This is a genomic window from Arthrobacter sp. AG258, assembly GCF_004364695.1.
Lineage (GTDB): Bacteria > Actinomycetota > Actinomycetes > Actinomycetales > Micrococcaceae > Arthrobacter.
The window spans coordinates 130588-155973 of record NZ_SOBI01000008.1 but is presented as its reverse complement, the minus strand read 5'-3'; the positions used below and the strand labels follow the sequence as shown (position 1 = coordinate 155973).

At 65.7% G+C, this 25386-nt stretch carries 15 protein-coding genes; 4 read left to right on the top strand and 11 right to left on the bottom strand.

All coding sequences use genetic code 11. The annotated features are described in order from the left end of the window. The first annotated feature begins 101 nt into the window (after positions 1 to 101). Complete coding sequence (locus DFO47_RS17035; protein ID WP_133832407.1) at positions 102 to 4793, top strand: DUF4082 domain-containing protein; 4692 nt, start codon at positions 102 to 104, stop codon at positions 4791 to 4793. Between the two features lie 161 nt (positions 4794 to 4954). Here DFO47_RS17035 and DFO47_RS17030 read toward each other — a convergent pair whose 3' ends face one another. Continuing rightward, positions 4955 to 6208, bottom strand: a complete 1254-nt coding sequence (locus tag DFO47_RS17030) for a hypothetical protein (RefSeq protein WP_133832406.1) — start codon at positions 6206 to 6208, stop codon at positions 4955 to 4957. Positions 6209 to 6468: 260 nt separating this feature from the next. On the opposite strand from DFO47_RS17030, the gene DFO47_RS17025 reads away from it, so the two are divergent. From DFO47_RS17025 to DFO47_RS17015, 3 genes are read left to right on the top strand one after another with little or no spacing between them, the layout of a single operon-like run. Beyond that, positions 6469 to 7881 (top strand): O-antigen ligase family protein, encoded by a 1413-nt coding sequence (locus tag DFO47_RS17025; RefSeq protein WP_133832405.1) that lies wholly within the window; start codon positions 6469 to 6471, stop codon positions 7879 to 7881. Beyond that, positions 7878 to 8774: a chain-length determining protein gene (locus tag DFO47_RS17020; protein ID WP_133832404.1), complete on the top strand. Its 897-nt coding sequence runs from the start codon at positions 7878 to 7880 to the stop codon at positions 8772 to 8774. Before DFO47_RS17025 ends, DFO47_RS17020 begins: the two co-directional genes overlap by 4 nt. Beyond that, positions 8755 to 9963: a glycosyltransferase gene (locus tag DFO47_RS17015; RefSeq protein ID WP_166651745.1), complete on the top strand. Its 1209-nt coding sequence runs from the start codon at positions 8755 to 8757 to the stop codon at positions 9961 to 9963. The genes DFO47_RS17020 and DFO47_RS17015 overlap by 20 nt, the downstream gene beginning before the upstream one ends. On the opposite strand, the gene DFO47_RS17010 is transcribed toward DFO47_RS17015, so the two are convergent. The 10 genes from DFO47_RS17010 to DFO47_RS16965 all read right to left on the bottom strand — a co-directional run bounded on the left by DFO47_RS17010 (position 9947) and on the right by DFO47_RS16965 (position 25100). Beyond that, positions 9947 to 11533, bottom strand: a complete 1587-nt coding sequence (locus tag DFO47_RS17010; RefSeq protein ID WP_133832402.1) for a glycosyltransferase — start codon at positions 11531 to 11533, stop codon at positions 9947 to 9949. The two genes, DFO47_RS17015 and DFO47_RS17010, sit on opposite strands and share 17 nt — an antisense overlap. Then, entirely contained in the window at positions 11514 to 13013 is a 1500-nt protein-coding gene (locus DFO47_RS17005) for an oligosaccharide flippase family protein (protein ID WP_133832401.1), read from the bottom strand. Before DFO47_RS17005 ends, DFO47_RS17010 begins: the two co-directional genes overlap by 20 nt. A 30-nt stretch (positions 13014 to 13043) precedes the next feature. Then, positions 13044 to 14168, bottom strand: coding sequence for a DegT/DnrJ/EryC1/StrS family aminotransferase (locus DFO47_RS17000; RefSeq protein WP_133832400.1), 1125 nt, complete (start codon positions 14166 to 14168; stop codon positions 13044 to 13046). Further along, positions 14165 to 14824, bottom strand: a complete 660-nt coding sequence (locus DFO47_RS16995; RefSeq protein WP_133832399.1) for an acetyltransferase — start codon at positions 14822 to 14824, stop codon at positions 14165 to 14167. The genes DFO47_RS17000 and DFO47_RS16995 overlap by 4 nt, the downstream gene beginning before the upstream one ends. Next, a complete protein-coding gene (locus tag DFO47_RS16990; protein ID WP_018762851.1) occupies positions 14817 to 15986 on the bottom strand; it encodes a DegT/DnrJ/EryC1/StrS family aminotransferase in 1170 nt (389 codons plus the stop codon). Before DFO47_RS16990 ends, DFO47_RS16995 begins: the two co-directional genes overlap by 8 nt. Beyond that, positions 15986 to 16978, bottom strand: coding sequence for an NAD-dependent epimerase/dehydratase family protein (locus tag DFO47_RS16985; RefSeq protein WP_133832398.1), 993 nt, complete (start codon positions 16976 to 16978; stop codon positions 15986 to 15988). Before DFO47_RS16985 ends, DFO47_RS16990 begins: the two co-directional genes overlap by 1 nt. Next, a complete protein-coding gene (locus DFO47_RS16980; RefSeq protein WP_018762853.1) occupies positions 16975 to 18099 on the bottom strand; it encodes a Gfo/Idh/MocA family oxidoreductase in 1125 nt (374 codons plus the stop codon). The genes DFO47_RS16985 and DFO47_RS16980 overlap by 4 nt, the downstream gene beginning before the upstream one ends. A 27-nt stretch (positions 18100 to 18126) precedes the next feature. Then, on the bottom strand, positions 18127 to 19719 hold the full coding sequence (locus DFO47_RS16975; RefSeq protein ID WP_243835521.1) for a sugar transferase: 1593 nt from the start codon (positions 19717 to 19719) through the stop codon (positions 18127 to 18129). Between the two features lie 150 nt (positions 19720 to 19869). Beyond that, positions 19870 to 22557 (bottom strand): AAA family ATPase, encoded by a 2688-nt coding sequence (locus tag DFO47_RS16970; protein ID WP_166651744.1) that lies wholly within the window; start codon positions 22555 to 22557, stop codon positions 19870 to 19872. A 302-nt stretch (positions 22558 to 22859) separates the two neighbouring features. Then, positions 22860 to 25100: a PKD domain-containing protein gene (locus DFO47_RS16965; protein WP_208294426.1), complete on the bottom strand. Its 2241-nt coding sequence runs from the start codon at positions 25098 to 25100 to the stop codon at positions 22860 to 22862. Between the last annotated feature and the right edge of the window lie 286 nt (positions 25101 to 25386).

Here is a 25386-nt window from a genome sequence, read left to right as displayed (position 1 = left end):
TAAGGACCGAATTTAATCCCCGCATTCCTCGATAGCCGCCTATTCCTTGATCCGGGTAGTGCAGGCACCTGGCGCTATTCACGTCTCGAAATGGAGTTAAAGTGTTTGCAAAATCAAAGCCCGTCGAAAGCAGGCTGCGTGCGGCAGCAAGTTTTTCCGTATTGTTCCTTATCGCCGCGATGCTGTCTTTCAGTTCCACTCTTTACCAGGCTCCGGCGGCCCACGCCGATGCCTGCACGCCCCCCGTTGCCAGCGCCGTCGCCTGTGAAAACTCACTGCCCGGCACCCCGTCCTCGGACTGGGAGGTTTCCGGATCCGGCGACTCGTCCATCCAGGGCTTCGGAACGGCGATGAGCGTCAACCAGGGTGAATCCATCAGCTTCAAGATCAAGACCACCGCCAGCGCCTACCACATCGACATTCTTCGGTTCGGCTACTACCAGGGGAACGGGGCCCGCAAGATCGCCGCCAGCATCCCACTAACGGCCAAACTGCCGCAATCCCAGCCCGCCTGCCTGACCCAGTCCGGGACGGGCCTCGTCGACTGCGGAAACTGGGGGGTTTCCGCGTCGTGGACCGTCCCGGCATCCGCAGTCTCGGGCGTGTACTTCGCCCATCTGGTCCGCAACGATACCGGCGGGGACAGCATGATTCCGTTCGTAGTCCGCAACGATGCGGGAAAGAGCGGCATCGTGGTGCAGACGTCCGACACAACGTGGCAGGCCTACAACACTTACGGCGGCAACAGCCTCTACCAATGCACGGTGGCATGCCCCACCGGCAATCCACAGGCCTACAAGTCAGCATTCAAGGTGTCCTACAACAGGCCGTTCCTTTCCACGGGCGACCAAGGCCACAGCTGGCTCATGGACACCGAATACCCGATGATCCGCTTCCTTGAGGCGAACGGCTACGACGTCAGCTACATCAGCGGCTTGGACACGGCGACGCGAGGCCCGCTGCTGCTCAACCACAAAATGTTCATGTCCTCCGGACACGATGAGTACTGGAGCGGAACACAGCGCAGCAACGTGGAAGCCGCCCGGAACGCAGGCGTCAACCTGGCCTTCTTCAGCGGCAACGAGGCATTCTGGCGCACCCGCTGGGAGGCCTCGATCGATGGCAGCCAGACCTCCGGGCGCACACTGGTCTCATACAAGGACACCCACTACAACACGCCCGTAGACCCGGTGGAATGGACCGGGACCTGGCGCGACCCGCGCTTCGGCACGTCCACCGGTGGCGGAAACCCCGAGAACTCGCTGACCGGACAGTTCTTCCTGGTCAATTCCGGCTCCGCGGACATCAAGGTCCCCGCGCAATACGCGGGCATGCGGCTGTGGCGCAACACTGCGGCCGCCAAACTGACGGGAACCCAATCACTCACGCTCGGAAGCGGCCTGGACACGCTCGGTTACGAGTGGGACATCGACGCCGACAACGGATTCCGTCCTGCCGGCGCATTCAAATTGTCCTCAACCACTGTTTCGGTGCCTGAGGCATTCACTGACTACGGCAGCACCACTGCTGCTTCCAGCCAAACACACAACCTGATCATGTACCGCGCCCCCAGCGGCGCACTTGTCTTCGGTGCCGGCACGGTCCAATGGGCCTACGGCCTGGACAACTTCACCATTCCCACAAGTACCCCCGACAAAAACATGCAGCAGGCCACCGTCAACCTGTTCGCCGACATGGGTGTCCAGCCGGTTACCCTGATGACGGGGCTGGTAGCGGCGGCAAAGTCCACCGACACCAGCGCCCCTGTTTCGACCATCACATCGGGGCTAAACGGCCAGACCCTTGCCGACGGCTCCAGCGTCACCATCTCGGGAACGGCCTCCGACGCCGGCGGGGTAGTGGCCGGCATCGAAGTATCCACCGACGGTGGAACCACGTGGCGCCCGGCCACCGGGACCACCAGCTGGTCCTACACCTGGACGGTGCACGGCAGCCCGGCAGTGACCGTGAAGACCCGAGCCACTGACGACTCGGGGAACACCGAGGTGCCAGGATCCGGGGCTGCGGTCAACGTTTCCTGCCCGTGTTCCATCTTCGGGTCCAGCATGATCCCCAACACGCCCGATTCCGGCGACGGCGGAAGCGTGGAAGTCGGGATGAAGTTCACCGCCCAGGCGGCAGGAACCGTCACCGGCGTCTCCTTCTACAAGTCAAGCCTGAACAAGGGAACGCACGTCGGCAGCTTGTGGACATCGGGCGGAGCCCGGCTGGCCACGGCAACCTTCACCAACGAGACGGCAACCGGCTGGCAAACGGTCAACTTCGCCACACCAGTGGCCATCACCGCAAACACCACCTATGTGGTCTCCTACTTCGCTCCCCAAGGGCATTATGCGCAGGCCGCGGGCTTCATGTATCCCAACCCGTCGCCCATGCCGGCCGGACACTCGTCCCTTGACAGCGGCGTGCTGCATGGGCTGAGGAACACCCCCAGCTCTGGCAACGGCGTCTACACCTACGGGGCCAGCAGCGTCTTTCCCCAGTCCTCCTACAACGCCGAGAACTATTGGGTGGACGTCAAGTTCGTTCCGTCGGCATCCGTGCCGCCGGCAGTCTCTTCGACCGACCCGGCCAATGCAGCCACCAACGTCGCAATCACCAAGGCGCCGTCGGCTACCTTCAACCAGGCCGTAACAGCGGGCAGCATCACCTTCACGCTGAAGAAGCCTGACAACACGGCAGTGGCAGGCAACGCCGCCTACAGCTCGGGCACAGTCACCTTCACCCCTTCCGCCGCGCTGGCGTACAACACCACGTACACGGCGACCGTCAGCGGCGCCACCAATGCGGCCGGCCAAGCAATGGCGGGCCCCTACACCTGGACGTTCACAACCGGGGCACCACCTCCCGCTCCGGCGGTCAGCAGCACATCGCCGGCAAACCAGGCCACGGGCGTGCCCATCTCCGTGACCCCGTCAGCGACGTTCAACCAGGCAGTGGTGCCCACCTCGGTGGTCTTCAGCGTGCTGGATCCGTCCCTGAACTCAGTGCCCGGGACAACCAGCTACAGCTCCGCGACCAACACCTCCACCTTTGCGCCCGGCAGCCCGCTCGCGTACAACACCACCTACACGGCTACGGTCAGTGGTGCCACGAACAGTTCCGGCCAGGCGATGGCAAGCCCGTACTCGTGGACCTTTACCACCGCCACAGCACCTGTCCCGCCCGCAGTGACGTCAACGCTGCCGGCAGACAAGGCGACGGCGATTGGCGTCAATACGGCACCAAGCGCGACGTTCAACCAGGTGGTTACCGCCAACAGCATTACCTTCACCCTCCAGGCCGGAACCACCAGCGTGACGGGTACCAGCAGCTACTCGGGGACCACCGTGACGTTCACGCCGGGCTCAGCACTGGCCTACAACACCACCTACACGGCGACCGTCAGCGGGGCGACGAATGCGGCGGGACAGGTAATGACCGCGCCCTACAGTTGGACCTTCACTACGGTGGCCCAACCCACGGCCAATTGCCCCTGCAGCGTGTTTGCCGCGAACGCCCTGCCCGGGACCATTGACCAGCCGGACGGATCGTCGGTGGAACTTGGGATGAAATTCCGTTCGGATATTGCCGGGAACGTCACCGGCGTCCGCTTCTACAAGAGTTCCGCAAACACCGGCACGCACACCGGAAAGCTCTGGACCAGCGGAGGGCAGTTGCTGGCCAGCGTGACCTTTACCGGAGAGTCGGGGTCCGGTTGGCAGCAGGCAAACTTCTCCACACCCGTGGCCATCCAGGCGAACACGACGTACATCGTTTCGTACTACGCACCCAACGGGCACTATTCGGCGGACGGAGCTTTCTTCACCAAAGGCGTGGACAACTATCCGCTTCACGGCCTGGCCAGCGGGGTGGACGGACTCAACGGCGTGTACCGTTACGGCACCTCTGCGTTCCCCTCCAGCAGCTACAACAACGCCAACTACTGGGTGGATGTGGTGCTGAACGGGTCGGCGTCGGTCAGCGTGCCCACGGTGTCATCCACCTCACCGGCTGCCGGTGCCACCAACGTGGCCACCACCAGCACGGTGAAGGCGACCTACGACAGGGCCGTTGACCCCAGCACCGTGGTCTTCAACGTCAAGGATGCTGCAAACGCCAACGTACCCGGGACCCTCAGCTATGACACGCTGACCAACACCTCGGTGTTCACCCCCGCCACTGCGCTGGCCTACAGCACAACCTTCACGGCTACGGTTTCGGGTGCCAAGGGAAGCAACGGACAGGCCATGGCAGCGCCCTACACCTGGTCGTTCACCACGGCTCCGCAGCCAACGGCCGGCTGCCCGTGCAGCGTCTTCGCTCCCACCGCGGTTCCGTCCACGGTCACCGCCCAGGACAACTCATCGGTGGAACTGGGCATGAAGTTCACCTCGGACACCAACGCCACCGTCACGGCGGTCCGTTTCTATAAGGGACCGCAGAACACGGGTACGCACGTTGGCAAGCTCTGGACCTCAGGAGGCCAACTGCTGGGCTCGGTCACGTTCACCAATGAGGGCGCATCCGGATGGCAGCGGGCAACGTTCGCGACGCCGATTCCGATCAGCGCCAACACGGTCTACGTGGTCTCGTACCTGGCGCCCAACGGGTATTACTCGGCAGACGGCGCCTTCTTTGCCGGCAAGTCGGCGGACAGCGGCATCCTCCACGGTTTGGCTGACGGCACCAGCGGTCCCAACGGCGTCTATGCCTACGGCGCCGGAGGGTTCCCGAGCAACACCTGGAACGCCACCAACTACTGGGTGGATGTGGAAGTCACCACCCCCTAGCAGCCGGGGACAACCGGCGGGGCAGCCGCAGGGGCCCGCGACGCAATCCAGCGTCGCGGGCCCCACCCGTGCCAGGGGCGGGATGGGCGGGACATGATGCTTAGCCTGCGGAGTCGTCTTCCACGAGGTCGACCTTCACAAGGGCCGGGAAAGGGGGGGGCTCAGCCAAGGCCGCAGGTGTTGCCTCCGTTGAGGCGGTAGATGTGTACCGCATTGGCGTCGCTGAAGGAGTCCGTAAAGGCGTGGTTCGACACGGGCACCGAACGGTTTTCATCCAGCACTTCTGCCTGGTCCGGGCCGCCGCACCGAACAGAGAAGGTCACCGACTGGGGCCCGGGACGCGTGGCTGCCGCCAAAACATAGAAGTGGCCCGCATTGGCTTTCACGGCGAAATCAACGTCCTTGCTGTTTGCGGTCACGAGCCCCGTTACCGAACCCGTGTTCAGCGCCGGAGCGAGGGTGGTGATGAGCTTGTTCACGGCGGCCACCGTTGGACGGATCGCGGTGCCGCATTCATCCCGGAGCACATGCTGGGACTGGCACTGGCCGCCAAAATTGTGGTTGAAATAGACGATTCCCCGGGCGCCGTGGATGATGCTGCTCCATACGGCGGACCGAAGCTGGGCGGGACTGATGGTGAGTGAATCACTTTCGGAAAATGGGTGGCCCACCTCGACAAACGCCCAGACCGGTTTGGAGCCGGCGGGCTGGACCAGGGACCGTACCCGGTCAACCGTCCAGCCGTAGTGGGCCCCGGTGCGGCATTCCGCGTCAGTGAGATCCCGCCCATCCGCGAAAACTGCCCCGCCTTCGACATGGCTGCAGATATAGGGATCCGTAAACCAGTAGTTGTCCGCGGAGACGACGTCCTGGTAGCTGTTGACGAATTGCGCGGCCTGCGGATTCTTGAGTTGGAACGTTACGCCCTTGCCGTAATTGGAATAGAGCAACGCCCGGGGCGGGAAGAGTTTCACCAGCGCTTCCTGGACGGTGAAACCGCATTCGGAGGCCACAGGCTCGCAGATCACACCTTCACCTTGGGACTTGCCGGTCCACGAGGAGTTTCCCCCGCCTGCCCACATGTCCACTTCATCGGAGACGACGAACCCGGAAGCGCCGGGGACCACTGTGGAGGGGAGCGCATGAAGGCCGCTGCCCCGCACCAGCTCCACATTCGAGTCATCGGTGAGCTGCACGTAGGTGTTCAGGCCGGCACCGCGGTCCGCGGCGATATCCGCTTCCTGCAGGACGCTTTCAAACCACACGCCCAGGGGAAAGAAGTTTGGCTCGGCCGGCAGGGTCGGCGAGAACTTCCCGTAGAAGCCCGGGCCGCCGTCAATCCCCTGGACGCTGACTCCTTCAGGAAGCGGATCTTGAGCCGAACCTGAGGACGCGGAGAAGGCGCTTGACGACATGCATGACGTTCCTAGAAGGCAAGTCAATAGAATTGCGGTTTTCTTGATGAGTTTTGTGGAATTGCGCATGTCCCGGGCGGTTTTTCCAGGTGCTTCGAACAGGGTTTTCATGGCAATTCCTGTCGTAAAATCATGGGTCAAATGTCATACTGGATAAAAGGGAAATAAGCGGCGACAAGCAATGATTTTGGAGCTACGCTATCACCCTGAACATTGCGTGTATAAGGGTATTTCAACCCCGGCAGGAAGATTGGGGGGATGTGGGAAAGCATCTGCCAGCTCCATCCGCGCTGGGTCCGGAAGTCCGACTGGACACACCCCTGCGCGTTGACGGCGACGAGCAAAAGCCACCGCTGCTCCTGCGGGTGACGGCGGTAGCCTGTTTCGTTTTCCCCTCCAACCTGGTTCTGGAACCGCTGGGTGCTGCCGGCTATGTGGCCCACATTCTTGCGTTGCTGGTTTTCGCGCTGTGGGTGACGTCAGTCATGCTCGGCCTGCACAAGACCATCGACCGCGAGCACCCCGGACGCTTCGCGCTGGCAGCCCTTTTCGCGGTGTCGTGTGCCTCCTACGCCGCGATGTACGTGGGTATCAGCGGGAGCACGACGGATGCGACTCGCGCGAGTGCTGACCGCTGGATGTTGTTGATGGTCGCCTCGTCCGGCCTGGTGCTCGTAACCACTGAGACAACGCGGACCGTGGACGCGGCGATGATGCTGGTGCGTGCGCTCCTGCGCGGTGCCGTGTTCTGCAGCATGGTGGCGGCAATCCAGTTCACCACCCATGTGGACCCCATGGCCTGGTTCCAAGGGGTCTTGCCCGGGTTCAAGGACAACGGCGGGAACCAGCCGTTCCAGGAACGCGGAAGCTTCCTCCGGGTGGCCGGCAGCACCTTCCATCCCATCGAGCTGGGGGTTATCGCCTCGATGCTCCTTCCGCTCTCGCTGTGGCGCGCACTGTACGACAAATCGGGCCGCGCCTGGATGCACTGGACGGGGACGGGCTTCATTGTGTTCGCGATCGCCGCCACGATTTCCCGCTCGGCGGTCCTGGGTGTCCTGACCGTGGCACTCGTCTTCCTTCCGTTCCTTCCTTCCAGGTCCAGGCAGTGGACGGTCCTGGGGTTCGCCGGCGCCGCCACAGTGCTCTTCCTGGCGGTTCCCGGATTTGTCGCAACGCTGTTTGGTTCCGTCACCGCGGGGACGGCCGATCCTTCCATCACCGCACGGCTTGAGGACTACCCCAGGGTGGAAGCCATGGTCTCGGCCCGGCCGTGGCTTGGAATAGGTCCCGGGGCGTACCTGACAAGGAACGCCATTGAGGTCCTGGATAACCAGTACCTGAAAACCATCGTCGAACTGGGAGTGCCGGGGTTCCTTGCACTCCTGCTGTACATGGTCGTACCCGGGATAGCGGCCTGGCTGGCGGCCTTCAACGCCAAAGAGGAACGCTTGAAGACACTTGCGGCCGCAGTCGCCGCCGCCTGCCTGGTGGCCGCCCCGGCGTCAGCCGCCTTTGACTCGCTGGGCTTCCCCGTCCTGGCACTCGTGTACCCGATATGCGTCGGGCTCTCCGGGACGGTCTGGTTGCTCGTCGCCGGCGAACGGCGGGCACTTGGCCCAACTACCAAGGAACAAGGCGCCAGCCTTGCAGAATCTGAAAGGCTCCCATGACTCCCGTCTCGGTTCTTAAAATCCTGTGGCGCCACAAGGTTTCGATGATTACCGTCCTGGTGCTCACCCTTGCTGCGGCAGCCTACGTCTTCTTCTTCGCGCCCCGGAGCTACATGGCGTCGACGGTGTACGTCCTGGTGACGCCCCGCGTGCCCAGCGTGGAAGAAATGCGCACCGATCCCGCCGTCGCCGCCGCAAACTCGGACAACCCCTACCTGCGCTCGGCGGACAGCTCCCTGATCACCCAGGTGATGGCGACAAAGTTGAGCTCAACCGACGTCGTTGACTCGCTTAAGGCCGCCGGGTTGTCACCCGACTACACGGTGACCCTGCCGGCCACCACGGGGGCGGGCCAGCTCATCAGGATGGAGGCCACGGGCCCCAGCCCGCAGCTGGCCATCACGACGGCAGAAGCCTTGGGCCAGCATCTCACCGCCAAACTGCGGGATGCGCAGAAAGTCAACGGGGCCGATGACCGCTACCTCTTCACGGCCCTCCAGATTGATCCCCCGAGCAAAGCGACAGAGCAATTCTCCAGCCGGCTCCGGTCGATGATCGTGGTGCTGATTGGCGGCGTCATACTCCTGTTCGGCGCTGTTTCGATCGCCAGGATGCTGGAGAATTCGCGGGCTGCCCGGAAGGACGCGGCGGACAAGGGCAAGCCTGTGTCCCGGCGCAGGCGCTCCGCCGACCGCCACGCCGAACCGGCCGCAGTTGCGAACGAGCAACAGGACGGCGAACCTGGTGGCGGCAGTGTCGTGGCGGCGCGGGCGGTGAAGGACCGGAAGCCCGCAAGGTATGCGGTTGATGAGCCGCCACTCCTGTTGCCCCAGCCTGTGCTGGAGGACCTTTCCTTCGAGGAGCGACGCTCTGATGTCCCCGTCAAACGCTGACCGGGAGGGGCGAGTCCCGGTCTCTGTCGTCTGCGTCTTCAACAACCCGGCAGTGCTCCAGGAGTGCCTCACGGCTTCCGTCGAGGCCGGCCTCCCAGGCGCCGTGGACCTCGAGTACCTGCCCATCGACAATACGGCACGGCAATTTTCCTCCGCCGGAGCGGCATTGAACCATGGTGCTGCCTCGGCGCGGAACGATGTGGTGGTCTTTGTCCACCAGGACGTTTTCCTGCACTCCATCCCGGCCTTGGAGAAGATCGCCGCCGCATTGATGGCAGATCTTTCCCTGGGCATGGTGGGCGCAACCGGGATGACCGGGGAGGGCCGCCTCGTGGGGCGGATCCGCGACCGCATCGTGTTATCCGGCCATCAGGAATCCGGGCTGGCGGACGTGGACAGCCTGGATGAAGTCTTGTTCATGGTGCGGCGGGACCACATCCTCCGGCAGCCGCTCAGCGAGGAGCCGGACCTGTCCTGGCACGCCTATGCCGTGGAATACGGAGCCCGGCTCCGGTCTACCGGCCACCGCGTGGCGGTAGCCAACATCCCCCTGACCCACAACAGCCTCACCATCAATCTTGACCGGCTGGCCGAGGCGCACCAGTGGATCGCCGGGGCGTATCCCAGCCAGTTGCCGATCGTGACGACGTGCGGGACAGTGCAGCAACGGCGCCGTGTACCCTCCCTCCTCTCCGGTTTGGTGGACTCGCAGAAGTGGCGGTACCGGTGGCTCCGGGAATCGGTATCGGCGCACAAGCTCCGGAATAAAGCCCCGCTGCGCCCCGTCACGGTCCTGGGTGACCTGCGCCGCGACATTGACGACATCTGTGCCGCAGCGGGCGCAGGCGCTGCCACCGTGATCAATGTGCTCCCCGGCGGACCCGGAGGGCATGAACTGGGGAAGCCCCTGGAGCTGGGGCGGCGAGGCGTCCGGTTCCGTTTCCTTGCAGCGGACGAGCGGGCCGTCGCTGCCCTGGTGCGCGCCCAAGGGCCGGACGTCACCGTCGCCGTGACCAACATCAGCTTTGACACTGCCGGCGAAGTGGTCGGCGCCCTGTCGGGCCGGAAGGTCATCCTGGGATTCCACGAAAATACAGGGCCATGGCTGCTCACCGGCCCGGCGGTTGATGCGGCCGGCGAACACTACCGCACCCCCCGCTCGACGCCCCTCGCTATGAAGGTTGGCTAAGGCGCCTGCGTGAGTCCGAAACCCACGCGCGGCTGCGGTCCGGTACCAACTGTGCCAGGCCCACATGGGGTGACTTCCGCCAGGCCGTCCACTGCCTGATGCGCTGGGCCGTTCCGAGGAAGGGCAGTATGTCAGCCCAGGCCGCATCCAGGCCGGCGAAGCCGGTCTCCTGCTGCACCAGCCCCACCAGCTGGTCCAGGGGTCCGTCCGCCCAAGGAGTGGGTCCCGGTGCGATCGGTCCGCTTCGCGCCAGGGCGGCCTCGGTGTAGACCCGCTCCGCTGTCTCCCGCCAGGCTGAGGGGCTGTGACCTTCAACGATTGCCCTGCGGGTGGCCGAGCCCCGAGCCGTCCTGGTGGACACCGAATCTGCCAGGTCCGCCAGGGTTGAGACGAAGCCCGCCGGAGTCGAGGGCGTGAGGAGGAGGTCATCGAGGCCTGGTGAATCCGAGCCAAGGACCGCACATTCGGCCGGATGGCCCCTGTATGTCACCAGCGGCAGCCCGTGGGCACCGGCCTCCAGCATTGAGGTCAACGAAGCGAAGGGAAACGAGTCAACGTAGGCATCGGCGATGGACAGAAGCGACGAGATGTTGGCAAGCCGCCCGACGGCCCGGATCCTTCCATTGGTGGCAGCCGCCGCGGCAGCCCAGGCTCCGGTGGGGGACGGGCCGGCCACGAGGAAGTGTGCATCCGGGCGCCGGAGCAGGAAGGACCGGAAGAGGCCTATCAGCGAGTCCGGGCCAACGGGATCGTATTTGCTGCCTGCCGCGGCGGACACCACGACGAAATCCGTCGCCGGGATGCCCCATCCGGTCCGCGCGGCCAGTTCATTCGATTCCTCCGCAGGCCCGGCAGGCGCAAGTTCGAGGGGCCGGTTGGCCACCACACAGCGGCCGGCATCAACCCCGCGGCGGCGGACGGTCAGCTCCCGGCCGCTTGCCCGCAGGCAAAGGACGACGGCGGCCGCCGAGGTTCCCTGCCAAAAGACGTGGTCAGCGTGGTTGACGTAGACAGCCGGAGGCGCTCCGGGGACACCCAACGCAAGGGAGGGGACGACGTCGTGTGGATGCGCATGCACAACGACGACGTCGGCCGGAGCGATGACCCGGCGCAATGCTCCCGCCCTTCTCATGAGCCCCCCGGGCCGGCGGTCCAGGAGGACCAGGTCACGGGGATCCGGCAGGCATGCGGCAATCTTGGCTGGACATTCGGTGCTGCCTTGGCGGGTGAGGACAATGTGGTGCCGCGAGCCAGGATCCTGGCGGATCCAGTGCGCAATGCTCTGGGTATGGCCGCCGGTCCCGTACAGCTGGGTGGCCACGTGGACCACAAGTCGCCCGGCCGGCTTTCCCGGCGCCGGGGGCGGAGGCTGTGGGATGGAGGACCGGAGCATCCCCAGGACTTCTTCGAGTCCCTGGTGGCCGAAATACCCGGTGTGGTCGGTCCAGGCGAAACGGGCGGCAAGCTGTGCCTGCACCGCCGCCTGCTCCCACCGCCCGGCTGCTGCCAGGCGGCCGGCGACCGCCACCAGGCGTTCAAAGGTGTCCCGGTTACCGCTGATGCTCTGCAAGGCCCCCGCTCCTTCCCAATTTCTTCAACGTGGCAACGTCGGCCCGCTTGAACCAGAGCAGGCCAGCGGTGACGGAGCCGGCTGCTGCCCCGGAGAGCAGGAGTGCCCAGGGGACACCGAAGTCCATCCGGCCGAGGAGGGCAGAGGCGGCCAGCAACGCTGCCGAAGCGGCCGAGGGCAGCAGCAGTTGCCGGATCACCCCGAGAGGCGGGACACCCACTGCCCGCAACCGCCAGAGATACAAGGGCAGGACCAGGGCGGCGACGACGAAGAATTGGGCCATGGCCACCCCGGCGATGCCGGCGCCGGCGCCAAGGAAAAGGGCCGGTACCAGGGCCACCAGCCAGCACACCTGGATGGACATGATGGACCCTGTCATTCCCGCAACCACCAGGTAGTCGTAGATCAACTCGAAGAGGATCCGGAACCCGGCCACCATGGCAAGCCAAAACAGTGCGGCGCTTGCACCCGCCCAGACGTCGCCGTACACAATCCGGACGACGGTTTCGGACTCTGCCGCCAGGAACGTGACAGCAGGGAAGACAACGCAGGACATCACCCCGATCAGGGCGGTGACTGTGGAGCGCATCCTTTCGGGGTCATGCTGCAGCCGGGCCAGCACGACCGGAGCCACGCTTCGCAGCGGCTGGGAGAACATGGTCACCGGCCAGCTCGACAGGTTAAAGGCCAGGACGTACATCCCCAGCATGACCGGGCCGAGCGTACTGCCGGTCACCAGTTGGTCCAGGTAGCCGACGCAGAAGACGATGATGCTGGTCCCTGCCAGGGGCAGCCCGAACCGCAGCAACGGCATCAGGACGGTGCGGTCGAGGCCCAGCCGCAGGGGAAGCGGCGACCTGATGACGAAGAGCAGGCCCCCGGCCACCGTCCCCGCAAGCCGGCCCACCGCCAGGCTCATTGCGCCCATGCCGGCCAACACCAGGCAGATTGAAACGATGGCACCCACCCAGACATTCACCTGGTCGATCAGCATCTTCGTCTTTTGGTCAAAGGCCCGCTGCATCAGCGCTGCCGGTGTGGCGACCACCCCGCTGACCAGGACGCAGCACACCATGATCCGGACCACGTCGGTGGCACCGGGGTCGCCCATGCGGTCCGCGAACCAGGGGGCGGCGGCAAGGCCGGCCCCGCAAAGCACCGCACTGGAGAGGATCGAGATAGTGGTCACGGTGGGTGCGATCCGTGCGGGATCTTCCGGCCACCTCACGATCGCGAGGCTGACCCCCAGTTCGTTGATGGTCAGGACCGCCAGCAGCGCCACCATGGCCACCGCGAAGCTGCCGTACGAGTCGGGCCCCAGCAGGCGGGCCAGGACGATTCCAATTCCCAGCGTGCCGAACCTGGCCACCGCAGTATTCAGCAGGCTCCAGCCCAGTGCGGAGGTTGCGCCGGACGCATTCTGCGAGCCGGCGGGTTGGTGCCCGGCCTCCTGTACGGATGCCAGGCCGGGGCGCTTCATCGCCTTCCCCGCACGGACGGCCTCAACGGACTACTGCTTCGTCACTGCGCATGACAACGCCCCAGCAACCCGTTCCTGCTGTTCGGCAGTGATATGCGGGAACAGCGGGAGGGACAGGATGCGCCCGGCAGCATCCTCGGCCACGGGGAACGAACCGGATGTCCGGCCCGCGTACGCCCCGCTGAGGTGCACCGGAACCGGGTAGTGGATTCCCGCCTGGATCCCCGCCGCGTGCAACGACTCAAGGACAGCGTCCCGGTGCCGGACACGCACCACGTACAGGTGCCACACATCCGCGTTCCCCGGTGCCTCCTGCGGCAGCTCGACACCCGGCACATCCGCCAGCAACGCCGCATAGCGTTCCGCCGCAGCCCTGCGCCGCAGGTTCCAGCCCTGCAACCTCGCCAGCTTCGTTTTCAGGACGACCGCCTGGACGGTGTCCAGGCGCGAGTTGAAGCCGATGGCGTCGTGCCGGTACTTCACCGAACTCCCGTGCGCCCCCAACAACCTGACCTGGGCATCCACGCCGGGGTCGGATGTCAGCACGGCTCCCGCGTCCCCGGCGGCGCCAAGGTTCTTGCCGGGGTAGAAGCTGGTCCCGGCGGCAAGGCCCCAAGTGCCCGCGTGCCGGCCGAACCGTGTTGCGCCCTGGGACTGCGCGGCATCCTCGATGATCACCGCGCCGCAGGAGTCTGCAACGGGGATCAGTTTTTCCACGAAGGCGGTTTGCCCGAACAGGTGCACCGGCACGATCGCCTGCGTGCGGGAGGTTACGGCGGCCGCGGCGGCGTCGGGATCGATCAGGAGGAAGGAAGGGTCGACGTCGACAGGCACCGGGACTGCCCCGATCCGGCTGACCGCCTCGGCCGTGGCGATGAAGGTATTGGCCGGCAGGATGACTTCCCCGCCCGGCCGCACGCCCCCGGCACGCAGGGCAAGTTCCAGCGCATCCGTTCCGTTGGCAACGCCGGCGCAGTGCCGTGCGCCCAGGAAAGCGGCGTACGCCGCCTCGAACGACGCAACGGCCGGGCCGCCAATGAAGGACGCCGAACTCATGACTGTGTCCAGTTCGGCCATCACCTCGTCATGGATCTCAGCCTGCTGTGCTGCCAGGTCCACCAGCGGGACTGCCTGCACATCCACGTCGGAATTCATGAAATCCCCCCAACACTGAATCTTTCGCCGTCAATTTCGTGGGCCGGCACCCCAACCCACGTCTGTCCGTCAGGCACGTTGCTCAGCACTGCCGCTCCCATCCCCACGGTGGCGTAGGCGCCCACTGAAGTGCGTTCGCGCACGCTGGCGTTCATTCCCACGTAGGCTGCCCGGCCAATCCGGACTCCGCCGCCCAGCGACACACCCGCGGCGAACGTCGCGAAGTCGGCCACGTCGTCGTCGTGCGTGAAGGTCACCGAAGGCATGGCCACCACGTGCGCTCCCAGGGTGACGGATGCGGTGAGCGTGACGTTGCGGAGCAGGATGCTTCCCCTGCCCACCCGGCATCCTTCCGGGTACTGGACCGAGGGGTCGATCGCCGTCGCGTAGCGTGCCTCCGTGAGGCCCATGGCCGTCAGCCGCTCCACGACGGATTCCCGGATCCTGCCGGAACCAATGCATACCAGGACGAACGCGTGCGTGTACTTCCCGGCGTCATCGATGGTCCCAAGGACGGGTGCCCCGTCCACGGTGACGCCCGCCATCTCCTTGTCGTCGTCCAGCAGGCCGACGACGTCATATTGGCCGCTGCTGCGCACCATCGCCAGGACTTCGCGGGCCAGGCCACTGGCAGCTATCAGGATCAGCTCACTCACGCGCGTATCCTGCAGCCGCGCCCCGGATGGTGCCGATGATCCGGTCCAGCCCTTCGTCGTCCAGTTCGTGGTAGACGGGAAGGATCAGGGTCCTGTCGTTGAGCCGCTCGGTTTGTTGCAGCAGGGAGCCGCCCGCGTTCCGCCACCGGTAGGCCGGCTGGCGGTGCGCGGCCATGATGCCCCGCCGTGCAGAGATTCCGGCGTCCGCCAGCAGTTCCATCAGCCCGTCCCGCGTGGTCCCGAAACTGGGCAGCACCTCCACCCAGAACGACTGGAAGTTGGTGGTGCCGTAGGGCGGGTCCGATACCAGCCGGAGGCCCGGCACCCGGGAAAGGCCGGCCACGTAGCGCGCCGCGATGCTCCGCCGCCGCTCCAGCACCTCCGGCAGCCGGCCCAGCTGGACGATTCCGACGGCGGCCTGCAGGTCCGTCATCCGGTAGTTGAACCCGACTTCCAGGTACACCTCCGGCGGGGCCAGGAGCGATCCGTGCCGGTCGGCGGCGGACACGCTCATCGAGTGCTCCCGCAGGGTCCTGGCCCTGGCCGCCCAATCTGCCCGGTTGGTGGTGAGCATGCCGCCCTCACCGGTGGTGAGGATCTTGCGCGGATGGAAGGACCACACGGCCACATCCGCGCCCGCACCCACCGGCCTGCCCTTATACATCGACCCCACTGCGCAGGCGGCGTCCTCGATCACCATGATCTCGTGCCGGTCGCAGAGTTCGCGGATGGGGTCCAGGTCCAGCGGCACGCCGCCCTGGTCCACCACAATCACGGCCCTGGTGTCCAGGGTGAGGGCCGCGTGGAGGGTTTCCGCCGTCACGTTGCCGGTGGCCGGATCCACGTCGCAGAACACCGGCCTGGCACCGACGTAGGTCACCGCGTTGGCCGTGGCAATGAAGGACAGGGAGGGCACCACGACGTCATCCCCGGGTCCGATTCCGGCCACCACCAGGGCGAGGTGCAGGGCGGTGGTGCAACTGGACGTGGCCACCGCATGGCGGACACCCTGGTACTCCGCGAACCGGGACTCGAACTCCTTGACCTTGGGCCCCTGCGCCACCCAGCCGGAGGCCACCACCTCGGCCAGGGCCCGTGCCTCCTCGTCGCCGAGCCAAGGCTTCATGACATTGATCCGGGCGAGGACTGGTTCGGCAGTCATCAGGCACCAACTTTCCGTGTGGCGGCGATTTCGTTGCGCAGCGGCATCCACCAGCTGACGAGTTGGCGCAGTCCTTCGTCGAGTTCCACTTCCGCCTTGAAGCCAAGGTCGCGGGCGGCCGCGGACGTGTCGGCCAGCCGGCGCACCACGCTGTTCACCTGCCGTGCGGGGCCGTGCTCGACGCTGAGGTCCGAGCCCATGACCCGCAGCAGGGTGCGGGCCATGTCCAGCAGGCTGGTTTCCGTCCCGCTGGCCACGTTGTAGGTGCCTTCGGCAATGCTGCTGCCTGCGGCCAGCACGTTGGCTCGGGCCACGTCCGCCGTGTGGATGAAGTCCATGGTCTGGAGTCCGTCGCCGAAGATCAGCGGCGGCTGCCCGTCCATGATCCGTTCCATCCACCGCACCAGGACCTCGGTGTACAGGCCGTGGACGTCCATTCGCGGCCCGTAGACGTTGAAGTAGCGCAGCATCACGTAGTCCAGGCCCGTCATGGCACGGAAGCTCCGGGCCATCCCTTCGTTGAAGGACTTGGCAGCGCCGTAGAACGTGTCGTTGTTGGCGTGGTGGTGCCGTTCCGTGGTCGGGAACTCCTCGGCCATCCCGTAGACCGACGCACTGGAGGCGGCCACGAGCTTGGCCACCTTGTGTTCCGCGGCGGCCTCCAGGACATTGAAAGTGCCGTCCACCAGCACTTCCAAAGCCAGCCGGGGTTCCTCGGCGCATTGGGTGATCCGGATGGCCGCCTGGTGGAATACCAGGTCCTTGCCGCGGGTGAGGTCATGCACGAGGTCACGGTCCTGGATGCTGCCCCGCACCAGTCCGACCTGCCCGGTGGCAAGGGCGCCGGAGAGGTTGTCCAGCCTGCCGCGGACCAGGTTGTCCAGGATGTCTATGCGGCGCACTCCTGCGGCCAGCAGGGCGTCCACCAGGGTGGAGCCGATGGTGCCGGCTCCGCCGGTGACCAGGACGTTGGCGCCCTCCAGGGTGCTCACCGGGCCCCCTCCAGTTCCGCGCCGGTGCCGGCCATCGCGGCACCCGCCACGGGGGTGGACCGGCCGTCCAGGGTCAGGCTGCGGGTGACCGCTTCGAGGACGGACAACACCCGGAGCCCGGAGGCGCCGCCCGTCCGTGCCTGCCGTCCGGTGCGGATGCAGGAGGCGAGTTCCTGCACCACCTGGCCGAGGGCCTCACGTTCGGGCAGCGCCGGGGACCATGTGTCCCCCAAGCGGTAGGAGACGGCGGTGGACGCCTTCTCGCCGGCCGTTCTCGGCTGCCGGTCCAAACTCACCCCGCGGTCGTAGACGCTGAGCCGTTGCTGGGGGTTCAGGTCGTCCCACACCAGCGTCCGCAATGATCCGCCGATCACCATCTGGCGGATTTTGGTGGGACTGAGCCAGTTCACGTGCACGTGGGCGGTGGCATCGTTGGGGAGCCGGAAGTTCAGGTGGCCCACGCAATCGCGGCCGGTCCCCAGCGGGTCCGCCCCGAACGCCGAGACTTCGGCGGGGTTGAGGCCGCCCGGGAGGACGAAGTCCAGGATGGACAAGTCGTGCGGGGCGAGGTCCCAGAAAACGTCGACGTCGGGCTGCACCAGGCCCAGGTTGATCCGGGTCGAGTCCACGAACAGGATCTCGCCCAGGGATCCGGACTGCACCAGCTCCTGCATCTTCAGCACCGCCGGGGTGTAGCAGTAGGTGTGGTCCGCCATCAGGACCAGGCCGTTTGCCCGCGCTTCGGCCACCATCTCCAGCCCGTGTTCCCTGCTGTCCGCCAACGGCTTTTCCACCAGGACGTGCTTTCCGGCGCGCAACGCCGTCATGACCGCGCCATGGTGTGTTCGCGCCGGCGTCGCGATTGCCACGGCATCGACGTCGAAGCTGTCCAGGAGCTCGTCCATGGACTCGACGCAGGGTATCTGCCCCAGCGTGTCCGCCAGCTTGCGGGCCCGGTCGATGTCCAGGTCGCAGATGGCCACCAGGTCCCAGTCCGGGCTTGCTTGGAGGTTGCGCGCCAGGTTGGGACCCCAGTAGCCGGCTCCGACGACGGCGATGCGAAGTTTCGGTGCAGGTTGCGGGTGGTTGGCGGAGTGGAAGGGACTGCCGAATTTTCTCATGTCATTGTCTTCCCATTTGTGAGTGTGTCAGTAAGCGCCGGACGGCCGGACGACAGCCCGGAACGTCCGCCAAAGAATCAGGAGGTCACCGGCAAGGGACCAGTTTTCGACGTAGTAGAGGTCCAGTCGGACCGCTTCCTCCCACGGAAGGTCCGAGCGGCCGTTGATCTGCCAAAGGCCGGTGATACCCGGCTTGATCAGCAGCCGGCGGTGGGTGTGGCGCTCGTAGCCGCTGACCTCCCGGTCCAGCGGCGGCCGGGGACCCACCATGCTCATGTCGCCCAGCACCACGTTCCAAAGCTGGGGGAGCTCGTCGAGCGAGTATTTGCGCATCCAGCGGCCGCAGCGGGTCACTCTGGGATCGTCTTTCATCTTGAAGAGCACCCCGGCACCCTGGTTTTGCTGGTTCAACCCCGCCAGCCGCGCCTCGGCGTCGACCACCATGGACCGGAACTTGTACATCCCGAAGACGTGGCCGTCCTTGCCTATCCGGGCCTGCCGGAAAAGGACCGGCCCCGGACTGTCCCGTTTCACGATCAGCGCGAGCACCACGAGGACCGGTGAGAGCACCAGAAGGGCCGCCAGCGCCGCGGCCACGTCCATGATCCGCTTCATGGCGTGTTTGGCCCCGCCGTACTGCGGGATGTCCACGTGCATGAGGGGCAGGCCGTCCACCGGCCGCCAGTGGATGCGGGGACCGGCAACATTGGTCAGTGTTGCTGCGAGGATCAGCTCCGCGGAGGACTCCTCGAGTTTCCAGCCAAGCTCGCGGATGAACCGGTTGCCGCCCGGCAGGGGGCCGGCGATGATCACGGAGTCAGCGTCCACCAAGCGGACTGTTCGGGCGATATCGTCCGTGGAGGACAGGACCGGCACCGTGCAGCCGTCCACCCGCAGTCCTGCGCCGCGGCGTGCCCCCGGAAGGCAGGCGCCGAGAATCTCGTAGACAGCCCCGGACTTGCGGACCTGCTGGACCACGTACCGGACGTCCTCCGGCTCGCCTACCACCACGGCGCGGGAGAGGTGGCGCCCCTTGGCCTTTTCGGCGGTCAGGCGGCGGCGGAATGCCCGCCGGTTGAGCGTCAGGGCCGCCAGGCCCAGCGGAAGGGACACGGTCACGAACGCGCTGGCACCGTGGATGGAAAAGATCACGGCAGCGAGGGCCAGGAGGCCAAAGATGCGGAGCGTGGCAGCGGCCACCCGCTTGTACTCGTCAGCGCCGATTCCAAGCACCCTCGGATCCCTGGTGTGGTAGAGCTCCAGCGCCGCCAGCCAGGTTGCCGTCAGCGCGGCGGCCGCGGCAGCGGCGCCGCCGTCCCTTGGGCCCTCGGGTGAGAAGCCCGCTTCGGAAAGCAGGAATCCGGCATAGGCGGAGAGCATGACCACCACCGCGTCAGCGGACCGGAGGAGGTTGGTGTGCCGGTTGATCCAGGCTGCCGTTGCCTTGCGGGGCCGGGCGTGTGCCGCGGGAAGAAAGGGGGCTGCCGGTGGCAGGGGGAACCGGGTTCCTGCGGCTTCCCCTGCCACCGGCTGCTGTGTTGCCGCCCGCTGTGCAGCAGCGGGGGGAACAAGCCAGTCGAAGGCTGAACGTCGGGTCCTGACAACTGGTATCTCTGCCATGATCACCCTCTCGGTCGTAGCGCCTGTCCCCTGGCTGTGAAGCAAAACTAGCCGCGGAAAGTCGGCTTTGAAGGAGGCCGGCGCGGCCTTTGTGGGTCTTGCAAGGGAAGGCTGTGGAAACTGCGGGTACCGCAACTGAAGGGATTGCGCCTACAAAACGGGCAACACGTAGGGTTCCCTGGCGGCCGGTCCCTTGTCCGCCGCGAGGGCGGTGAGCTGGGCCCGGGACTCGACACCAAGTTTTCGGTAGATGGCAGTCAGGCGCACTTCCACGGTGCGCACCGAGACATACAGCGTGGCGGCAATTTCCTTGTTCCGCATGCCGCGGGCCACCATTTTGGCCAATGAGCGCTCATGGTCTGCGAGCATCAGCAAGGCCGGGTTGCCCTGCTGCCGGACCGGTTCCACGCGTTCGTCCAGGAGCAGGGCATCCACGTGCTGGGTCCAGGCGTCCGCTCCTGCCTCGTCGAACATCACCTTTGCCCGGAGCAGGGCGTCCCGTGCGTCGCGCAGCTTGCCAAAGGCGTGGAGCCGCTCCGCGTAGCACATCAGTGTCCTGGCGTGCTCCAGCATGTGCCCGTTCCGGCCCTGGAGGGCCTGGGAGAAGAGCTGCAGCGATTGTTCGCCGTCGGCCAGCATGGCGCGGCTCCGGGTTACGACCATCATCAGCCAGGGGGAACGCAACCCTGCGGAACGGCCCTCGAGGCGCATTAGCGCCTGGGTGGCCTCATGGTGCCGGCCAAGGCGGATGAGCACCTCCACCAGATCGGCTTCGCACCGCAGGAGGGTGGGGTTGCCGAACCCCATGCCGATCTCGACGGCCCGCGACAACTGGGCAACGGACTCCGCCAAGTCACCGCGCAGCAAGGCAAAATGCCCTTGGCATGCGGCGAGCTGGGCAGTAAGGGCCGGGTGGCTTTCCGTGCCCGCATAACGGTGGGCCTCGACGGCGTGCGCCTGGGCACGTGCGGCATCACCCGTGGCGTAGGCGCGCCAGACCCGGAAGTAGTGCCGTACCCCTCGGTGGTATTTGATCTCCGGTTCGGTGCGGTCCAGGTCGTCGATCAGCGTGACTGCGGCGCGGACGTTCCCCGCCCTGATTTCGTTGTCGACTGCCATCAGGGCTGCGGTTTCGCGCCAGTTGACGTGGCCGGGTTCGGCCGAGCCCCGGAGCATGGCAAAAGCTTCCTGGGCGCTTTCATAGTGCTCGGCGTAGGTCAGCGCCCGGCCTTGGACCAGGAGCCCGGCAACCCGCGCGGTGCCGGATTGCTCGTACTTGGAGGCAAGGTTCGCGGTATTGCCGCTGATGGATTCCACCAGGGTTGCGGCCCGGCCGGCAATGGCCAGGCACTGTGCGGAAGCGGAGCCCTTGAAGCCACTGCCGCACCGGAGGAGCTCGGCCGCGTCCTTCAACTCCCACCGCTCGGAGTAGTAGAGGGCTCCGATGGCCAGCAGGCTCGCCGCGTAGGCGGGATCGTGCTGGCCGAACTCTTTCACGAGGCGCAGCACCATGCTGGAGCGCACGGCGGCGCCCTGGGCGAACTGGATCTCGAAGGACAGGCCGGTAAGCCGCAGGATCAGCGCCGGGTTCCGGGTCACCCGCTGCGCCCATTCCAGGTAGCGCCGGGCATAGACAAATTCACCCCGGTTGAACAGGAGTTCCGCCAGCGTGGTGAGCCGTGCCGCCGTTTCGGCCTCCCAGGGATTGATGGTCAGTGCCCGTTCGATGTACTCCACTGCGAAAACCACCTCGCCGCCGCGGATCAGGTCGACGGCGTGCCGGAGCAGCTGGAATGGGGTTTTGCGTTCCAGTGCGGTGAAACTCAGGTGCCACCTGCGGGCGTAGGGGTCGGTGTTGTTGGCTGCTTCCGCCAGGGCGCGGTGGTTGGCGGTGCGCACCGCAGGGGTCATGGCGTTGAAGACGGCTCCCCTGAGCAATTGGTCGCTAATCCCGAGGTGCGGCCCGGTGCGCTTGACCAGGCCGGCGCTGAGGAGCTCGTCCACGCTGGTCCACACGTCGTGGTCGATCTTTTCGATCGTGGAAATATCGCTGCGGTAGGACAGCGCCAGCAGGTCCAGGACGCCGCGGGCGCCGGGGGTCAGCGCACCCACCGCTGACGCGTACTCGGCGTCAAAGCTTCCCACCGATGCGAGCGGGACGGGCAGGGCGTACTTTCCTTCAGCGTGCCTGTCCATGAGCTGCTTGTAGAGTTCGACGGCGGCAAGGGGGTTGCCGCGGGTGGCTGCGGCCACCGCGTGGGCGGCCGCCGTCGTGGTCCGCTTCGTGGGGATGCTTTCGAGCACCCGCACGGTGTCGCTGTACGTGAGCGGGCCAAGCTGCAGCACGGGCAAGCCGCTGAAAGGGCCTTCGGGCAGGTCCGCCCGCAGTCCGAAGACCAGGACGACGTCGGTGCCGGCGAGGCGGCGGGCCAGGAACCCGAGGACTTCCTGGCTGCTGTGGTCCAGCTGGTCGGCGTTGTCGATCACGATCACGGTCCGGGACGACGAACGCTGGTGCAGGCCGTTCAAGAGCATGCCGGACACGGCGGGAACGTTCAGGTCTCCGGCGGTGTCGCGGAGAAGATCGTCGGCGATCCGGTTGAGGACCGGATCGTCCATGTTGTTCAGGAGCGCCGTCAGTCCGGACAGCGGCCAGTCCGATTCGGCGGCGCTGGCAGCCATGAAGACGGTCCGGTAGTCGGACAAGGTGGGAATTTCTGCAAGCAGGGCTGATTTTCCCGTGCCCCTGTTGCCGGCTATCGCCAAGGCAGCTTCCTTGGGTCCGCGGACGACGGACAGGATTCGGTCCAGTTCTTTGTTCCGGCCCACTAGCGGCATGGCGTTCCCCATTCGTCGAAGAAGGAGACCGCATTCTTGCACTGCCAATTCAAGGTTGATTCACGCGCCCCAGCGCGGGTTCATCCGGTATGAGTGAATATAGCCCCGGAATGAACCATTCCACCACAGCGTTACCGCTGGATTTCATCAAGATTTGGCACGGAAATTACTCAAGAATGCGTCAGTATGCATTTGGTGCGAAATTTACTTCGCCATTTTTGTATTTCGCCAAACGGCAAGGAGCGGCCCCGGGGCCGGTATGGATCCCCGGAACCGCTTCCCTTATCGCTCGTCGGGTATGCCTAGGCGGCCGGCTTAAGCGCCGTTCGCCAGGCAACGATCGCGCGGGCGGCACTCAACGTCCAGGTGGCTGTTCCGCTGGCCCCCGCCGTCGCCTGCGGTTTGTCCGCCTGCTCGGCAACCTGGCCGGCCGCGGCCTCCCAGCGTTCGGTCCAGCCCGATGGCGCGGTGACCACCGGAGCGCTGCAGTCGCAACCCACTCCGCCGATCAGCATGGCGCCGTTGGTGGCCGTGGTGATGCTGCCCACCGTGATGCTGGTGGCGGAGTAGCTGGTGTCAGCCGCCGTCACCACCGGGCTGTCCAGCGGCGCGGTGTTGTTGACTCCACGGTATGCCGTGATGCCGCCACCCCATTTTGCCGCTGAACTGAGGGTCCAGTTATAGGTGGCCGGGTCGGCGGCGCCCACCACTTTGTAGAAGGCGTAAGCCCGTGCTCCGGAGGTGGAGGAACTGTTGATGGACTGCCCGTTGACGATCGCGGTCCAGCCGGCAGGCGCCGTCAGGCCGGGATTGAGGTCCACGGTGATGGCGGCAACCAGGACGTCACCGGCGGAAGTACCGGCGGGAACTGCCAGCGAAGCCGTGGTCACGGCGGTGCCCGAGTTCGCTGTGTTGGCGTTCACCACCGTGATCCCGCCGGATGTCGGCGGTGGTGGTGTGCTGGTGACGCTGATAGTGGCCGTCGCGGAGGACGAACCTGTGCTGTTGGTGGCCGTGAGCTTGGCGGTGTAGGTGCCGGCCGCCGCGTAGGAATGGGCGGGATTCTGGATTGTTGCCGTGCCGCCGTCGCCAAAGTCCCACGCCCAGGACGTGGGCGTATTCGTGGACGTGTCCGTGAAGGTGACGTTCAGCGGCGCCGTGCCCGTGGTGGGGTTGGCGGTGAACGATGCCACCGGCGCCTGCCCTGCCGGCGGCGGAGTGCCGCCCAGGGGCCGGTCGGAGAACCAGTAGCGCTTGGCCACGTTGTCGCTGGCCATGACCACCAGCCCGGTGGTGTTGTTCACGCTCTGCTTGCTGGTGGTGACGTCATTGATGTTCGACGACGACGCAGCTTGCATGATCGGCGTGCCGCGGCCCGATCCAAAGACAGGATTGTCCATGGAGGCGGTCTTCTCGTAGATGCTGCCGGCGACGCCGGAGTAGGCGCAGCCGGATACCGAAGTGGGCGGGGCCGTATGGAATTCCCTGACCAGGTTGTTCTGGGTGTCCAGGACAATTTGCGGGCGGGACACACAATCGCCGGTGGTGGCGATAGTGGACACGGTGAAGGAGCCGGTACCGGGCTTGAAGACCAACAGGACCAGCTGCGGCAGCGTCTTGCTGGAGGACGTGTCATTGAGGCTCGTCTTCACTGCGGCGAAGACCCGGCCCGAGGTGTCGGCCTGGAGGGTCTTGAGGTTCAGGTGGTCATCGGCCTGCCCGTTGCCCCGGACCGCGGGCTGCAGTTTCCAGTTGGAGTTGGCGGGCTTTCCGTCCGCGTGCGTGGCCCACCACATCGTGTCGGTCCGCTGGTCGCTCCACATGACGCCGATCTGGCCGCCGCCGAATGCCACCACGGCCGAAATGTCATCGGGCGCCGGGTTGGGGCTGGCCACCGGGAGGACGAACGGCGTACCCCACGTGGCGCCATTGTTGCTGGAGTAGTTCACGTAGACGGTGTTGGTGAAGCCGGACGTCGAGTTCCCGCCCACCTGCGTCCACGTTGCCCAGATTCCGCCGATGGAGTCCGCATCGATCGTCATGGATTCACTTGAATTGTTGGTGATCGTGGTGGGAAAACCGCTGTCCAGCGTGTACTTGCCGCCTGAATAGCTGTACCGGTAAAGCTTTGCCGGCTGGCCGGAAAGTGATGGCTTGGGAGTGCCGTCGCTGCTGACGGTCACCACATGCGAGGCGATGAACAGGTGGCTGCCGTCCCAGAATGTATCCGCGAGGGTGCTGCCCCGGGCGTCGTTCACGACTCCGGTATCCACCCAGCTGTTGGAGGTCCGGTCCAGGCGGTAGATACTCCATCCGGTGCCGGTCTTCCACATGTCCGCCCACCAGGAGCCGTCGTTCCACCACAGCTTGCTTTGCGGTTTGTCGGACGTGGGCGGATTCGCCACCCCGGAGTAGGCCATGCCTTGGGTGCCGTATACGGTGTCGGCCACAGCGGCACCGGGTACGCCGAGGATGGAAGCTGCGAGAACGAGTGCGACGACGAGGGCCTGGCCCATCCGATGGGGGAAGTGTCTGAGCTTCATGAGGGAACTCCTGGGGCATGAGGAAAAGTTCAGGGGACGTATGCCCGTTGGCCCAGAAACAAAGAGCTCAAGCCCCCAAGTACCGAGAAGCGTAAGCCTGAACGCCGCCGCGGGCAATGTAGGTGGCTTACCTAAATGGGGGTTTTTGCACTCCCCCTACCTAATGGTTTCGGGCGCGCAGTAATCCCCTATACCTAATCGGAACGGCAAACACCGAGCCCTCTACTTGCCTAACAGGGGGTAAACCCTGGGTAAAAAGTGAGTACCTACTACTCGTGATACCCGG

Bases quoted from the DNA above. Each gene is read 5' to 3' on its own strand.
- DFO47_RS17030 (WP_133832406.1), bottom strand. From the start codon at position 6,208: ATGTCGTCAAGCGCCTTCTCCGCGTCCTCAGGTTCGGCTCAAGATCCG.
- DFO47_RS17020 (WP_133832404.1), top strand. From the start codon at position 7,878: ATGACTCCCGTCTCGGTTCTTAAAATCCTGTGGCGCCACAAGGTTTCG.
- DFO47_RS17015 (WP_166651745.1), top strand. From the start codon at position 8,755: ATGTCCCCGTCAAACGCTGACCGGGAGGGGCGAGTCCCGGTCTCTGTC.
- DFO47_RS17005 (WP_133832401.1), bottom strand. From the start codon at position 13,013: ATGAAGCGCCCCGGCCTGGCATCCGTACAGGAGGCCGGGCACCAACCC.
- DFO47_RS17000 (WP_133832400.1), bottom strand. From the start codon at position 14,168: ATGAATTCCGACGTGGATGTGCAGGCAGTCCCGCTGGTGGACCTGGCA.
- DFO47_RS16990 (WP_018762851.1), bottom strand. From the start codon at position 15,986: ATGACTGCCGAACCAGTCCTCGCCCGGATCAATGTCATGAAGCCTTGG.
- DFO47_RS16980 (WP_018762853.1), bottom strand. From the start codon at position 18,099: ATGAGAAAATTCGGCAGTCCCTTCCACTCCGCCAACCACCCGCAACCT.
- DFO47_RS16975 (WP_243835521.1), bottom strand. From the start codon at position 19,719: ATGGCAGAGATACCAGTTGTCAGGACCCGACGTTCAGCCTTCGACTGG.
- DFO47_RS16970 (WP_166651744.1), bottom strand. From the start codon at position 22,557: ATGCCGCTAGTGGGCCGGAACAAAGAACTGGACCGAATCCTGTCCGTC.
- DFO47_RS16965 (WP_208294426.1), bottom strand. From the start codon at position 25,100: ATGAAGCTCAGACACTTCCCCCATCGGATGGGCCAGGCCCTCGTCGTC.